The sequence below is a fragment of the Phnomibacter sp. genome, from assembly GCF_036803085.1.
Lineage (GTDB): Bacteria > Bacteroidota > Bacteroidia > Chitinophagales > Chitinophagaceae > Phnomibacter.
In genome coordinates, this window is the sequence record NZ_DAIRUZ010000003.1 from 436,779 (window position 1) to 452,559 (window position 15,781).

Genomic DNA, 15,781 nt, shown 5'->3' on the forward strand with positions numbered 1-15,781 from the left:
TTCCCGAAGGCCAAATATATACAAACTACAAATTGTGAAACCGGCTGCTTTTGGGTATCATAAGTCTATGGCATTTCACCGGCAAGGTGCAAGAGGTTTTTGAGGTAATTGTCGGTGTATAAATAGCGTTGGCTCCAGGCCAGGTTTTCGTTGCCCATTGCTGTATAGCGTTTGTTGATCAGCAGTTGGTTGATCAGGTCGAGCAGGTCATTTTCCACCCTGTTTTTCTCCAGTTCCAGGTAATTCCTTCCTTGTTGAAATCCTGCACTACCGTGCGGATGGGTGTGGTAATGATGGCTTTGCCATGCTTCAGGTATTCCCCAATTTTCCAACCCGGTGTATCACCCAGGCCATCGTCGGCCAAACAAATGTCGGTACTGCGCAAGGCCTTCATAAATGCCAGCTTCGAAGTGAAAGAATTGTCCAGTACCAGGTCGGGCGCCATTGCCTGGGTGTAGGGTTCGTTGGCGAGGCCTACTATGCTGCCTGGAAAATGACGGCGAATGGTGCGGCATATGGCAATACGGGTTTCTGATTGAATCCTTCTTCTTTCCTTCTCTTCCGGATTGGTGTGGCGGGCAGGGTCCCACAGGCGGGCGAGGTATAAAATTTTGCCACCGTTGTCCGCCACACTGGTAGGGAAGTGGCGAATGTCCATAGCGTGGTGCGACTGGTTGGTTTTTTTGGCTGTCACATCCAGTATCCGCACTATTTCCGACACTTGTTTTTCCTGATGAGGTGCAGGCTGCCTTCCGGCCCAATTTTGGCCAGCATCTTAAAAGGCTTGTAAGAAAAATTGACCATGAGATTCAAGGGGTGCACATTTCCCCTGAAATCTTCCGGCAACAGCGATCGTTTGAAATAGCAATGGTAACGGTTGGGGTCCTCCATGAATTGAACCTGGTCGGCGCAATCCATAAAACAGGTTTTGCCGTTGATGTGCAACAAAGAGGTGGCTGGCCTGAGGCTGGTGTTGAATCGGTAGGTGAATTTGATGGTGCCGGATTCAGCTAAGTGCCGGGCACTGTATAAAAGCTGGTTTTCAAACTCTGTCCAGGTGGGTATTTCAATTTGAAGGTGTACCATGCAATTGCGGGCTGTCAAAAGCCTGAAACAAATATAGGCAGGTGACTACAACCAGCTGAAGAGAGGGTTGGCTGTTGCAGGTAACGGTATATGCCAATAAAAAAATCCCGGCAGTTTGCACTACCGGGACTGTATGGTATATTCTCAATCTCACGGCCTTTATTCAGAAAGGCCATGAGGGCTTATGCTTCGCTCTTCATTTGCTTGGCAATGCGGTTGCGTTCGTGTTCATCCAAAATCACTTTGCGCATCCTTATGAAGTTGGGTGTTACTTCAATGCACTCATCCTGCTGAATGTATTCCATACACTCTTCCAAAGTGAGCAGCGTTTTGGGGGCAATGCTGGTAGCGGCATCGCTACCGCTGGCACGGTGGTTGGTGAGCTTTTTGCCTTCATTGGGGTTTACAATCAAATCGCCAGGCTTGTTGTTTTCGCCAATAATCATACCGGCGTATACATCTTCACCGGGGTCTACAAAGAAGAAACCACGATCCTGCAGTTTATCCAGCGAGTAGGCAGTGGTAGAACCAGCTTCTTTGGCCAGCATCACACCGTTGTTACGACCGGGGATGGGTCCTTTCCAAGGCTTGTAATCGAGAAAGCGGTGCGCCATTACAGCTTCGCCGGCAGTAGCGGTCAGCATGTTGGTACGCAGGCCTATCAAACCGCGGCTGGGAATTTCAAATTCGAGGTGCTGCATTTCGCCCTTGGTTTCCATCACATGCAGTTCGCCTTTGCGACGGGTAACCAGGTCAATTACTTTAGAAGCAAACTCTTCGGGCACATCCACTACCAGCGATTCGTAAGGTTCATTTTTGTGGCCATCAATTTCTTTTACCAATACCTGCGGCTGGCCTACGGTGAGTTCGTAGCCTTCGCGGCGCATGGTTTCGATGAGTACACCCAGATGCAGAATACCACGACCGTATACCAGGAAAGAGTCGGCACTATCGGTATCTTTTACCCGCAGGGCCAGGTTCTTTTCGGTTTCCTTCATCAGGCGGTCACGCAGGTGGCGGCTGGTTACAAACTTGCCGTCTTTACCAAAGAAGGGTGAGTTGTTGATGCTGAACAGCATGCTCATGGTAGGCTCATCCACGCTAATGATGGGCAGGGCTTCGGGGTTTTCAAAATCGGCAATGGTATCGCCAATGTTGAAACCTTCTACACCTACCACAGCGCAAAGGTCGCCGGGATATACTTCGGTCACTTTTCGCTTGCCCATGCCTTCAAACACATAGAGCTCACGAATACGTTGTTTTTTAATGCTGCCATCGGCCTGCACCAGGCTGAAGGGTTGGTTTTCTTTAATGATACCACGGGCTACTTTGCCAATGGCAATACGACCGAGGAAGCTGCTGTAATCGAGGCTGGTAATCTGCATTTGCAAAGTGCCTTCCTGAATTTTTGGTTCGGGCACGTGCTTCAGAATGCCATCCATCAGCGGCAATATGTTGTCGGTTGGGGTCAGACTATCGTTGAACCAGCCGTTTTTACCACTACCATAGAAGGTAGGGAAGTTGAGCTGCTCTTCGGTAGCGTCGAGGTTGAAGAAGAGTTCAAACACCGCATCATGTACTTCGTCGGGGCGGCAGTTGGGCTTGTCTACTTTATTGATAACTACAATGGGGTGCAGGTTGAGCTGCAGGGCCTTTTGCAGTACAAAACGTGTTTGTGGCATGGGGCCTTCAAAGGCATCCACCAGCAGGATAACACCGTCGGCCATTTTGAGTACCCGCTCTACTTCGCCACCAAAGTCGGCGTGACCAGGCGTGTCAATCACGTTGATTTTCACGTCTTTGTACACTACACTCATGTTTTTCGAAAAAATGGTAATGCCCCGTTCTTTTTCAAGATCGTTGCTGTCCATGATGAGTTCACCGGCTTCCTGATTGTCGCGGAAAACCTTGGAGCTGCGGATGATGTTGTCTACCAGTGTTGTTTTGCCATGGTCTACGTGGGCAATAATGGCGATGTTGCGGATTTGCATAAAAGTAACCTTTCTCGTCCCCCTGACAGGGATGCTTGGTTATGGTTCAAAAAATGACCCGGATTTGTCCTTCGATGAAGGGCCCGGTGTAAAATGGCGGCGAAGGTACAGCCATTTGGCCGAAATGGCTTGTGAAGATTGTGTTGCCTTGCCCGTTGGTATCAAGCAAACAGCCGGAAGCAAGAAGCTCCGGCTGCTGCCAATGATGTATGAATGAATGGTTTAGGGTGCCAGTTTTACCTGTGCGGCCTGCAAACCACGGGGACCTTTTTCTACGTCAAATTGTACTTTATTGCCTTCGCCAATGCGATCCTGGCAGGCATTGATGTGTACGAAAATGCTTTCGCCAGACTGTAAATCGCGGATAAATCCAAAACCCTTGGCTTCATTAAAGAAAGAAACGATACCAGTACGAACGGCTTCTGCCTCATCCAGCTCCGACTTTTTGGGCACACCGATTACGATGTCTTCCAGCTTCACTTCTACTTTGCGGGTAGGATCGGGTGGTGTGTCTACGATGTTGCCATTTTCATCAATGTAGGCCATCATTTCATCAATACCACGGGTACCCTGCTGTTTGCGTTCAGCTTTCTTTTCCGCTTTGTCTTGCTTTTCTTTCTGCTTCTTTTTCTCTCTTTCTCTTTTGTTCCAGGAATCTTGTGATCTGCTCATGTACGGTCATTCTGTGTTTTGTAAGAATTTACTACCGGTTTCTTTATCCGGTGATGGTTCTTCAGAATGCGTTGAAGGTAGTTGTTTTCGGGCGGAGGTGCCTGTTAATGTTCAGACTGCCGTGTTTTTAGCCGGCCGGGCTTCTACAAACAGGCCTGCTGCAGCTTACCCTTCAGCCGTTTGCAACAGCGGTATGCGTACGCTGAAAACAGACCCTTCATGTTGAGCACTTTCTATTTCGAGGCGACCCTGCATGGGCTTGAGCAGTTCGTGCACCAGAAATACGCCGAGGCCGCTCCCCTTTTCGTTGCCGGTACCTGCCGTGGTGCTATTGTTGGTCTGCTGAATCAGGGCATTCAATTGGTCGGGCGTCATGCCTACGCCATTGTCTTTTACCGACAGCACTGCGGCTCCATTTTCTTCTTTCAGCAGCAGCTGTATGGCAGAATTGGGGCGGGAAAATTTGACTGCATTGGTGAGTAGGTTGCGCAGCACAATGCGCAGCATTTCTTCCTGTGCCAATACCTGTATGGTTTGGGCAGGCACGTGTACTTCAATCTGAATGTCTTTTTTATCGGCCTGGGGCTGCACCTGAGCGGCTACTTCGGCCGGCAGGTGGTTGATGGCAATGGGCTTGAGCACCGGCTGCTCCTGCCGCACCTGCAGGTTGGCCCACAGCAGCAGGTTGTCGAGCATGTGGCTGGTGTTTTGTACCACATTGCTGGTGTGCTGTTGCAAAGGCTTTAGCTGCTCGGCACTCAGGTCGCCGCTGGTGCTCATGTCGAAAAAGGTTTGAATGGTGGCCAGCGGATTGCGCAGGTCGTGGCTGATGATGCTCATCAACCGGTCTTTGAGGGCATTTAGTTTTTCGAGTTGGTTTTTTTGTGCCGAAATGCGTTCGTTGAGTTCGAGCAGTTGCTTGTTGCTACGGTTTGTTTGCCGCCAGGCCACATATACAGCACCACCAGCCAGCAGGCTCAGGGCTACCAGGGCCAGCAACCAGTTTCGGTTGCGTTTCTCGGTATCTATTTCGGCTTGCTTTTTATCTATCCGATAGTCGGCTTCTTTTTGAGTAATGGCCGTTTTGATGTCGGCATTGAGCAGGCTGTCTTTGAGGGCATAATATTGTTGCATGTAGGCCAGCTGGCTATCGGGCTGGTTCATCATGCTAAAGAGTTCGCCGAGGTTGCGGTAGTTCTCCATTTCCGAAGCTTTACTACCCGACTCCTTGCTGTAAGCTATGCTGGCAAAGTAGGCGGCTTTGGCCGAATCGTACATGCGGTTGACCATATAGCCGGCACCCAAATTGTTGAGCAGGGCGGCTTTGTAATCCGGCGTGTTGTAGTGCTGCGGGCCCAGCCACCAGGCTTCTTTCAGCAGGGCCAGCGCTTCGGGGTAGCGTTGTTGTTTTTTGTAATTGAGGCCCAGATTGCTCAGCAGGTCGGCCTGCATCAACCCATCATTTATTTGGCGGGCCAGCAACAGGCCTTTGTTGAAATAAAAAGCGGCAGAGTCGAACTGTTTGGTACGGCTAAAGCCGAGGCCTATTTCGTTGTAATAACTGGCAAGGCCCAGTGTGTCGTTGTTGCGGATGTAAACTGCTGCGGATTGGTCGTGGTAGGATTTGGCCTTTTTGAAGTCGCCCATTTCCATAAACACATTGCCCAGCGACATGTATGAGTTGGCCAGCCGGCTTTTGTATTGTTCTTTTTCGGCTATGCGAATGGCTTTAAGGTAATACTCAATAGCCTCTTTGTAATTACCCGATGAAAAGTGGCTGTAGCCCAGGTTATACCAAGCCCGCCATTCGGGCAGGGCCAAGCCTAATTGCTGCGCCAGCTCTGCAGCTTGCAGGTAATACTGCGCCGCTCGTTTATTGTCTACATCCTGATACACTGCCCCCAAATCTTGCAGGGCTTGCTGGCGAATACTGTCGGCATCGGGATGCTTTTCCAACACGGCCGCCAGGCTATCGATGGTTTGAATGGCCTGTGCCGCCAACGGTTGCTGCCAGCACAGTAGCATACACAGGAATAAGCTGCCAATGATTGATTTCATGCGGTGAAGTTAATCAGCAAACCGCCTAATCGTTCTGTCCTTCAGCAAGCTGGCTTCCACCGCATCGAGATACGACTTACCGATGGACAAACTCATGCCCTCCAGTTCTACCTGATGATTGCGCAGGGCTGTTACTTTTTTAATGTTGATGAGGTGCGTACGGGAGATGCGCAAAAAATAATCAGCTTTCAGTTGTGGTTCGAGGTTTTTCAAATTAACTAATACCAAATGCTTATGGCCGTTTTGTAGATGTATTTGTACAAAATCGCTGAGGGCTTCTACATACACAATATGGGCCAGCTCCAGTTTGATGTAATCATTTTTTTCTTTTACAAAAATGAAAGCTCCATCGTCGGTACCGGCAGGTGCGGGCAGGGGTGCGGCGGCGGCCTGCTTCAGTTGCATGAGCTGTTGTGCTTTTTGAATGGCCTTGTACACCCGTTCTTTTTGAATGGGTTTTAAAATGTAATCAATGGCTTCTACATCAAACCCTTCAAGTGCATAACCGGGGTGCGATGTAATGAACATGAACATGGGTTTTACCTGCAGGCTGCGGGCCAGCTCAAGCCCGGTAAGGCCCGGCATTTCTACATCGAGCAGTGCCAGGTCTACCGCATTTGTTTGCAAATATTTCAGGGTTTCAAAAGCATCTTCAAACACGGCGGCAATATGCACATCCGTCATGGGCGAAAGTATCAACCGCAAATACTCCCGAAATACAGGATCGTCGTCGGCTATCACTATGGTCATTGGCTTCTGGCTCATGCTTCACGGTTTTAATGAACAATGTCGGCATATTATACACCGTCATTTACATATCCATTTACTGGTTTAATAGAATGGCGCTTCCAAAAATACATGCTGGCGGCTATTTTCGAAGTCCAAACATCACCCATCAACTGTTTCCACTCACCAACACGCTGAAGCATCTGAAAAACCCTTAAACGATCTTCCCCCCACTCTGGCCCCATGGGCTATTTTAAGGCTGCTGCATTCTTGTAGCAGCTTTTTTGTGCCGGCTGGTGTAGGCTTTGCATATTATCTTCCCGCCTCAACCTGTTTGTTTCATCATTCGTAAAAAATTATCTGTGCTATGCGTAGCTGGATTACCCGCACCCTGGTTGTGCTGTCTGTAGTAATGGTATTGTATGTAGCCGGGCCTTCGCCCAAACAACCGGTGTACAACACTGCTTTGCCCAATGTACCCACTGCTGCTGCACTGCCTGCATTTGTGCAGCAAACAGAAGCACAACACAAACTAAAACCCAACAATGAAGCCCGCATTGTTTGGTACAACGATAGCCTGCAGCAACCAACCGAGTATGCACTGGTGTACCTGCACGGGTTTAGTGCCAGCCAGGAAGAAGGCAACCCTACGCACCGCGACATCGCCAAAGCACTGGGAGCCAACCTGTACCTGGCCCGCCTCGACCAGCATGGAGTAGATACCGCCGCACCGCTACTGCACTACAGCCCCGAAGGCCTGTGGCAATCGGCACAAATGGCGTATGCCATTGGCAAGCAGTTGGGTAAAAAAGTTATTCTAATGGGTACCAGCACCGGCGGCTCGGTGGCATTGCAACTGGCTGCCACGTATCCGGAAATTGCAGGGCTTATTTTGATATCGCCCAATATCCGCATTAACGATGCCAATGCATGGCTGCTCAACAACCACTGGGGCCAGCAAATAGCCGAGCTGGTCATTGGCAGCAATACACGTACCGTGACAGACAACCGGCCTATTTACAAGCAGTACTGGAACTACGAGTACCGCATAGAAAGTTTGGTGGCCTTGCAGGAATATTTAGAAACTGCCATGGTGCCCGAAACATTTGCGAAAGTGAAGCAACCCGTACTCACTCTCGCCTATTACAAAAACGAACAAGAACAAGACCCCGTGGTAAAAGTGAGTGCCATGCGGGAGATGCATACTTCGCTGGGCACTGCTGCTGATAAAAAACAATTGGTTGAATTAGCTACAACAGGAGACCATGTGCAGGGCTCTCCCATCAAAAGCAAAGATGTAGCTGCTGTACAACGCGAAGTGAAACGCTTTTTGCAGGAAGTGATGGGGATAACACTAGCACAGATTGATGCGAATGGTCACGAATGACACGAATTGTTTGGTGGATAGGGATACTTATTCACAAGGCAAAACAGTGCTTTCTTCTCCGCTGCTCCTTTCCCAGCGGTAAAAAATCCTTCGCGGCTTGGCGCCTTTGCGTTGAAATAATTAGTTGCGGGTGATAACAGCTGCAACAACAAACTCCGTGGCTATGTACGGCGGGCATTCCTTAATTTGCCCCATCTTATACATCACCACGCATGTCTATTTACGCCATCCGCAATTACCACCGCGAACTAGAGAAAATCATTACCTACGGCGGCAGCAAAAAAGAAACCGCCATCCGCAATGCTTTTTACAACCTGCTGAACCAATACGCCAGCACAGTCAACCTCGTACTGGTGCCCGAACTCACCATTAAAAACCGCAATGGCAAAAATGTAACGCCCGATGGCACCATGAAAGATGCCCTGCGCCTCGACCATGGCTATTGGGAAAGCAAAGACGAAGCCGATAACATAGACGAAGAAATCCGCAAGAAATTTGACAAGGGCTATCCCAACGACAACATTTTATTTGAAGACTCGCAAACGGCCGTGCTCATACAAGATGGACACGAAGTAATGCGGGTGCCCATGCAAGACGAAGACAAGCTCGATAAAATACTCGACCGCTTTATTGCCTACCAACGCAAAGAAATCAGCGACTTCCGCAAGGCCATCGACCTGTTTAAACAAGACATACCCAAGGTAACCGACACCCTGCGCCAGCTGATAGCCGAACAAGATGCTGGCAGCAACGAAGCCTACCACCGCGAATTCAAACTCTTTCACGAAAGCTGCCAAAGCAGCATCAACCCCGACATTAGTACCGAAGACATCCGGGAAATGATGATTCAGCACATCCTCAGTGCCGATATCTTCAATACCATTTTTGATGAACCACATTTTCATCAGGACAACAACATAGCCCGCCAGCTCAACCAGGTGGTAGAAACTTTTTTTACCGGTGCCACCCGCCGCAATACACTCAGCGGCATTCAGCACTACTACCAAACCATCAATGCTGCCGCCGCTGGCATAGCCGACCACCACGAGAAACAAAAGTTTTTGAAAGTGGTGTACGAAAACTTTTACAAAGCCTACAACCCCAAAGCGGCCGACCGACTGGGCATAGTGTACACACCCAACGAGATAGTGCAGTTTATGATTAAAAGCACCGACTGGCTGCTGCACAAACACTTTGGCAAAACACTGGCCGATAAAAACGTAGACATACTGGACCCCGCCACCGGCACCGGCACTTTTATTTGCGACATTATAGACTACCTGCCCAAAAACAAACTGCAGCATAAATACCTGCACGAAATACACGCCAACGAACTGGCCATACTGCCCTACTACATAGCCAACCTCAACATTGAATACACCTACAAGCAAAAAACGGGCGAATACGCCGAGTACGAAAACCTTTGCCTGGTAGATACGCTAGACAATACCGGCTTTAACTGGATAGGCAAACAGGGCGACCTCTTTGGCGTAAGTGCCGAAAACGCCGCCCGTATTAAAAAACAAAACCAACGCAAAATCAGCGTCATCATTGGCAACCCACCGTACAATGCCAACCAGCAAAACGAAAACGACAACAACAAAAACCGCAACTATACCGAAATAGACAAACGCATAAAAGACACATTCATCAAACAAAGCACGGCGCAAAAAACAAAACTGTACGATATGTACAGCCGCTTTTACCGCTGGGCCATGGACCGGCTGAACGACAATGGCGTGATTGCGTTTATTACCAACCGCAGCTTTATAGACAGCCGCACTTTTGATGGCTTTCGGAAAATAGTGCAAACCGAATTTGACTACGCCTACATACTCGATACCAAAAGCGATGTACGGGCCAACCCCAAAATAGCTGGCACCACGCACAATGTATTTGGCATACAAGCTGGTGTAGCTATTTTGTTTTTGGTAAAAACCAGTGCCGGCAAGCTAAAGCCCCACGACTGCCGCATAGAATACGCTGCCCTGGAAGATGAGATGCGCAAAGAAGAAAAACTGCAATGGATAGCCGAACACCCGATAGAGAAAATTGAGTTTGCACATGTGGTGCCGGACAAGAATAATAATTGGTTAGGACAAACTGACAATGATTGGGAAGAATTGATTCCTTTCATTGATAAGAAGGAAACAAATTGTATTTGCGTTGAATTTTCAAATGGAATAAATACGGCACGTGATGAATGGGTATATGACTTTGATGAATTGCAATTGAAGGATAAAGTGAAACTTTTCGCAGAGAGATTCAATTTGTCATGTGGCGAAACTGACGCACAAAAACTGGATCAATCAATAAAATGGAGTCGTGATCTGAAGCTAAAAGCAAAGAGAAGAATGCAAATTGATTTTTCCGATATCACTTTTAGTCAAGTTAATTATCGCCCATTTGTGAAAGTTCATGCTGCAATTCATCCAATTCTTCAAGATGTAATTAGCGGCAATAAAGATTATTTCTCAGCTGAAAACAAGTCGATTTGTTTTAATGTCAATGGGTTGGATTTAAGATTTCTTGCATCAGAAACCTTTTCCGATTGGCATTTCACTGGAGACACTAAAGTCGTCCCATTATTTCATTTCCCCCAAAACAAAAGACTCGACAACATCACCGATTGGGCCCTCGATTTATTTACCACGCATTACCAATCAGACATCGTACATCGTACATCAGCCATTCAGAAGGAGGACATTTTTCATTACGTCTATGCGGTGTTGCACCATCCGGCGTACCGCAGCAAGTATGCGCTGAATTTGAAACGGGAGTTTCCCCGCATACCGTTGTACAACAACTTTTTTCAATGGGCCGCCTGGGGCCAGCAGCTCATGGAGTTGCATTTGCATTATGAAACCGTAGCACCTTGGGGCCTAATCAGAAAAGAGATGGAGGCGAAGGCTGAGCCCAAAGCCAAGTTGAAAGCCGATAAAGACAGGGGCATCATTCTGCTGGACGACAACACCGAGCTACACGGCATACCACCCAGCGCCTGGGCCTACAAACTCGGCAACCGCAGTGCCCTCGAATGGATACTCGACCAATACAAAGAAAAGAAACCCAGCGACCCCACCATTGCCGAACATTTCAACACCTACAAGTTTGCCGATTACAAAACACAAGTGATAGACCTACTCGACCGGGTGTGCCGGGTAAGTGTGGAAACGATGAAGGTGGTGGGTGAGATGCCGGAGGAGTGAGGGGATTAAAAATTCAAACATTTTTAGAAACACACTTATGAAAAAAACACTACAACTCTTTGTTTACATTATCACACTGCTTTTTTGTTCAATGCAAGTTCATGGTCAGGGCACAACACCCAAAAGGATCTGTGCTACCGAAGTGCCAGAAGCTGCGTGGGAAGATTGGTTTAGCCAAAAAGTGGTGGAATACACAAAGAATAAAGCAAGTGGTATCACCCAAATGGCCAACTACAATATTCCTTTAGTAGTGCATATACTCCATAACGGAGATGCGGTTGGTAGCAATGAAAACATTTCGTTGGCGCAGGTACAATCACAAATCAATATTCTGAATGCAGATTTTTCGGGTACGAATGCAGACATAGGTAATGTGCCAGCTGTGTTTGCAGCAGCAAAAGCAGGCAACACGGGCATTTCATTTTGTTTGGCCAAGGTAAATCCGAGTGGAGCCACATTAAGTGAAGTTGGGGTGGATAGAATAAACTGGCAGGCAAGGGGCTGGCAGAATCCGAATTCATTTTATACAATAGCCAGTTTTAAATCATTCATGGAGAATACAGTAAAACCAAATACAATTTGGGACCCCAAAAAATATATGAATATATGGGTTGTAGACATGGATGCAGAAGGCTTGCTGGGCTACGCAACTTTTCCAGCTGGAAGTAATCTATCTGGAATGTTTACTGGCGAAACAGCTACAACCTCTGGAGTAGTAATGAATCAAAATGCATTTGGCAACATTGGAACTGCAATTCCCCCTTATAATAAAGGTAGAGTTGCAACTCATGAAGTTGGACATTGGCTTGGGCTACGGCACATTTGGGGTGACGGCACCTGCAAAACCGATTATTGTGGTGATACACCTCCAGCTTATGATAAGAATTTTGGTTGCCCCACTCATCCTCATAATCTTGGTTTTTGTCAGGGCAATACTACTGGAGAAATGTTCATGAATTACATGGATTACACAAGCGATGATTGTAAAAATATGTTCACCCGGGATCAAATGACCCGAATGCAAACGGCCATGCAAAATGGTACTTATCGTTCTACCCTGCCATTCTCCAATGCCTGTGATGCAGCAAACAGTACCCCGGCATTTAATTTAAAACTGTACGACTATGTAACGCCATCGGCTACTTCTATCAACTACGGCAGTGCTTTTTCTGTTTCTACCAATATTGCAAACTTTGGCACAGGGGCATTTAGCGGCGACTATTGCGCTGCCGTATTTGATAATACATATCAGTTTGTAGATTTTGTAGAAATAAAATCGAACAACGCCTTGGCTGCGGGCTATGCCTACAGTAGCAATCTTCAATTTACCAACCCTGGTATTTTAGAAATGGTGCCGGGCAATTACTTCATAGGCATTTTTTCTAGGCCCCCAGGAGGCACCTGGACACTCGTAAGTGATAATGTAAACTTTAAAAACCTGGTGCCGCTTTCGGTGGTAAATGAAGCAGACATGGAGTTGTATTCACCCATAACCATCACCAACGGAGGAGTATTAAAACAAGGACAAACCGCAACCGTTAATCTTGACATTGCTAATACAGGTGCCACAACTTTTGTTGGTCAGTATCAGGTGAATTTGTACCAATTAGATGGCTTGTTTGCCGAAACAATCGGAACCATTTCAGAATCTACAGGCCTCGGGTCTGGTTATCATTATAGTTCACCCTACCTAAATTTTACTACGAATGCAATCGTGTCTAAGCCTGGCTCCTATTTGTTGGTAGTTCAAACAAAAAAAACTAATGGTAGTTGGATAATTGCAGGGGCAAGCTATTATCCCAATCCCATAAAGGTGACTATACAAGGGCCGAACCCAGACATATATGAAGCTAATAATGGTGTAGCACAAGCCTATAGTTTGCCACTTGCTTTTAGTAGCAACAATGCAGCTGTACTCACCACAGGTGCCAATCTACATGTAGCTACGGATTCTGATTTTTATAAAATTAATTTGCCGGCAGGCTACAATTACAGCATTCGGGCAAGGGCTCACGATTCATACAACGCCTCAAATGGCAATGTATATTCAGCAGATGTATTATTTAGTTATTCAAAGAATGCTGGCACTAACTGGTTTGGCAATTACGATGATACCATGCCCAAAAACTTGGTGGTGAGTGGTGGCAGTACGCTCTACTTTAAGGTCGGTGGGTTTTTCGAAGGCATGACTGGCACATACTTACTTGATGTACAAATAACAAGAACACCATATCAATTTTTGTGGACTGGTGAATTTAATAGTGACTGGAATAATGTAAACAACTGGTCGGCTGGTAGATTACCCACCAATACCGATGATATCATTATAAAGGCAGGAACGCCCTTTTCACCCATTATAGCAAATGGAGTAACAGGCATATGTAGAAGTATTAAAGCGGAAACCGGGGCTTCAGTAAATGTTGCAACAGGTGGCCGTTTGAACGTTACCAGCCAATAAGTTGATTGCTTATTTTCTTTAATCCTCTTTTTCCTAAAACAATAAAAACCTTTTATGCATCAATATTTTATCCATGATGGCAGTCGCCAAGAAGGACCATTCAATATTGACCAACTTTCCGGCAAAATAAATTCAGAAACCATGATTTGGCGGGAGGGTTTACAAGAATGGATGCAGGCAAAACATTTGCCTGAGCTTGCATCAATTGTTGTTCAATTACAACCACCTCCCTTTTCGTATCAATCAAATTCAAATCAGCCGTTACCGATTGCTCCGCCCCCATTTTTCCAAACCGATAAAGAGTCGGCTGTAATTGCAAAAAGAAAAGGACCATATAAAAAACCTTTATTAATTGCCATTTCAGTTGTAGCTATAATTGCTCTTGTTGTGTTTACTCTTCAACTTCGACAAGAAAAAGAAAAGGTTCAAAAAGAAAATGAATCCTTAGCAAATTCACTTCAGTCCACTCAACAACAGATGCAAATAAATGATAGCACATTAGCAAAAAAGCAAGCAGATCAACAGAAAAGGATTCGAGAAATTTCGGAACGTCAAATGTACTTACGGAATAATTGGACAAGTTTTTTGCAAGCAGAAATCGAGTCCTACACACCGGTTTCATTTGGTGGTTTTGAAAATATATTACTTAAAGTGAGTAATAAATCTGAGTATCCAATCGATTTATTAGTACTAGAGGTTTCCTACTGGAAAGAAGGGGGAGGTCTTTACAAAACAGAAGCAATAACCGTTGCAGATATAGCCCCTAAATCGAGTGATATTGTATCGGCGCCAAACAGTACAAGAGGGGTTAGACTTACGATTGACATTGTAAAAATCACTGCCCGAAAATTCAGTTTTTGCTACGATGTTTCATCCTCTCCCTATGGAGTGGTAGATTCAGTTGTTGGTGGTACAGGTGATGTTGTATTTGATCCATGGAAATGTCAATAAGCAATTTTTGTTCGCATGTTGGTCAAAGGAATCCTTCCGCCCCACACACATAATGGTTGTTCAACCATTTCTATTGGTAAAATCCGCCTCATGCAATCCGCCAAGCAACTCAGCCGAAGACTGGCCTACTTACACCAAAAAAGAAAAGCAGGAAAGCAGCAACATGCCAGAACAGGCAGGCTAACACCAGCGCAACGATTGGCGGTGCTGCAAAAAACCAGCAAGCGTTGTCATGTATGTGGCGGCAAGCTTACGGCAGATAATTTTCATGCAGACCACGTAGTACCACATGTAGCCGGTGGCAAACATTCGGTTGACAATTACTTGCCTGCTTGTGCAACCTGCAACAATTATCGCTGGCACTATTTACCCGAAGAAATACAGTGGGTAATGAAGCTAGGTGTTTATGCCAAAACACAAATTGAAAAAGAAACAATGGTTGGCATTGCACTTGCTGAAAGCTTTATGAAACAGGAGCAGCGCAAAAAATAATCGCTACCGTTTTGGTAGGTAAGGATACCAATCGATAAGAAAAAAAAGCACCAACACATGGGTACCAATATTTGCGCATTATCCAATCATACAATTGATGTTGAGCAAGGTGGTGCTTCCATTCTTGCACAGGTGGCAGACCGTTTATCCATCAATATTTTTCAGCGGAAAAGGGAGCATAAGGAGTTTTTTCCAACCAAACAATGGTGTGTGAGTCTGTTGTCGGACAACAGTGGAGATTGGGTAGATGATCCTGACATTACATGGTTGCACAATCAATCTTTTGATTTGCGATACTACCAGAGCGAACAAGAATCTGATCTTACCATTACCATTTTCCCCAAGCTGGTACAACTGTATCTCGAACAGTCTTACGAATGGACATCTTTTGCTACAGATGTTGTATTTGATACTGGTGAAAAGGATTTTTTTGGTACATACAGAAACGCAACACTGGCAGCGGCTAAATTGCTCGGCCATAACAATGTACTGTACATGGGCGATAAGCTCATGAACCAAATTTTTGATTGGGATTATAAGGATACCGTGGAAACCCTGGTTGAAAGAGGAAAAGCTGAAAACTTAGTCATATGGGATATAGCCACAAGAACCACCATCTCGGGCACTGTTCCCGACAATCTTTCGGAATATGATTATGCTTTTCACCAATTCATGATGATAGAAGATGTACGTTTATTGTCTCATTCACAGTAAGAAGAATATGATTTTGTATAGCTGTCGCTAATATGCT

At 46.3% G+C, this 15,781-nt stretch carries 13 protein-coding genes; 6 read left to right on the forward strand and 7 right to left on the reverse strand.

Annotated elements, in window-relative coordinates; translation table 11 throughout:
• Positions 1-65 precede the first annotated feature (65 nt).
• From V7Q13_RS08875 to V7Q13_RS08905, 7 genes are all read right to left on the reverse strand, one after another.
• The gene (locus V7Q13_RS08875; RefSeq protein ID WP_333800324.1) at positions 66-218 is read right to left on the reverse strand and encodes a hypothetical protein; all 153 of its coding nucleotides are present in this window, start codon (positions 216-218) and stop codon (positions 66-68) included.
• The gene (locus V7Q13_RS08880; RefSeq protein WP_333800325.1) at positions 194-694 is read right to left on the reverse strand and encodes a hypothetical protein; all 501 of its coding nucleotides are present in this window, start codon (positions 692-694) and stop codon (positions 194-196) included. The genes V7Q13_RS08875 and V7Q13_RS08880 overlap by 25 nt, the downstream gene beginning before the upstream one ends.
• A 14-nt stretch (positions 695-708) precedes the next feature.
• Positions 709-1,086, reverse strand: coding sequence for a hypothetical protein (locus V7Q13_RS08885; protein ID WP_333800326.1), 378 nt, complete (start codon positions 1,084-1,086; stop codon positions 709-711).
• Between the two features lie 182 nt (positions 1,087-1,268).
• Positions 1,269-3,077, reverse strand: coding sequence for a translational GTPase TypA (gene typA, locus V7Q13_RS08890; protein ID WP_333800327.1), 1,809 nt, complete (start codon positions 3,075-3,077; stop codon positions 1,269-1,271).
• Positions 3,078-3,299: 222 nt separating this feature from the next.
• On the reverse strand, positions 3,300-3,749 hold the full coding sequence (locus V7Q13_RS08895) for a cold-shock protein (RefSeq protein ID WP_157475885.1): 450 nt from the start codon (positions 3,747-3,749) through the stop codon (positions 3,300-3,302).
• A gap of 165 nt (positions 3,750-3,914) precedes the next feature.
• Positions 3,915-5,807 carry a tetratricopeptide repeat-containing sensor histidine kinase gene (locus V7Q13_RS08900; RefSeq protein ID WP_333800328.1) on the reverse strand — a complete coding sequence of 631 codons (1,893 nt, stop codon included), beginning with the start codon at positions 5,805-5,807 and terminating at the stop codon, positions 3,915-3,917.
• Between the two features lie 9 nt (positions 5,808-5,816).
• Entirely contained in the window at positions 5,817-6,572 is a 756-nt protein-coding gene (locus tag V7Q13_RS08905) for a LytR/AlgR family response regulator transcription factor (RefSeq protein ID WP_333800329.1), read from the reverse strand.
• 328 nt (positions 6,573-6,900) lie between these two features.
• Here V7Q13_RS08905 and V7Q13_RS08910 point away from each other — a divergent pair, with 328 nt between their 5' ends.
• The 6 genes from V7Q13_RS08910 to V7Q13_RS08935 all read left to right on the forward strand — a co-directional run bounded on the left by V7Q13_RS08910 (position 6,901) and on the right by V7Q13_RS08935 (position 15,744).
• Positions 6,901-7,920: an alpha/beta hydrolase gene (locus V7Q13_RS08910; RefSeq protein WP_333800330.1), complete on the forward strand. Its 1,020-nt coding sequence runs from the start codon at positions 6,901-6,903 to the stop codon at positions 7,918-7,920.
• A 212-nt stretch (positions 7,921-8,132) separates the two neighbouring features.
• Positions 8,133-11,129 carry a type ISP restriction/modification enzyme gene (locus V7Q13_RS08915; protein ID WP_333800331.1) on the forward strand — a complete coding sequence of 999 codons (2,997 nt, stop codon included), beginning with the start codon at positions 8,133-8,135 and terminating at the stop codon, positions 11,127-11,129.
• A 37-nt stretch (positions 11,130-11,166) separates the two neighbouring features.
• Complete coding sequence (locus V7Q13_RS08920; protein ID WP_333800332.1) at positions 11,167-13,587, forward strand: zinc metalloprotease; 2,421 nt, start codon at positions 11,167-11,169, stop codon at positions 13,585-13,587.
• Between the two features lie 54 nt (positions 13,588-13,641).
• Positions 13,642-14,538: a GYF domain-containing protein gene (locus V7Q13_RS08925; RefSeq protein WP_333800333.1), complete on the forward strand. Its 897-nt coding sequence runs from the start codon at positions 13,642-13,644 to the stop codon at positions 14,536-14,538.
• Positions 14,539-14,628: 90 nt separating this feature from the next.
• Positions 14,629-15,030: an HNH endonuclease gene (locus V7Q13_RS08930; RefSeq protein WP_333800334.1), complete on the forward strand. Its 402-nt coding sequence runs from the start codon at positions 14,629-14,631 to the stop codon at positions 15,028-15,030.
• Between the two features lie 57 nt (positions 15,031-15,087).
• On the forward strand, positions 15,088-15,744 hold the full coding sequence (locus V7Q13_RS08935; protein ID WP_333800335.1) for a hypothetical protein: 657 nt from the start codon (positions 15,088-15,090) through the stop codon (positions 15,742-15,744).
• Positions 15,745-15,781 lie beyond the last annotated feature (37 nt).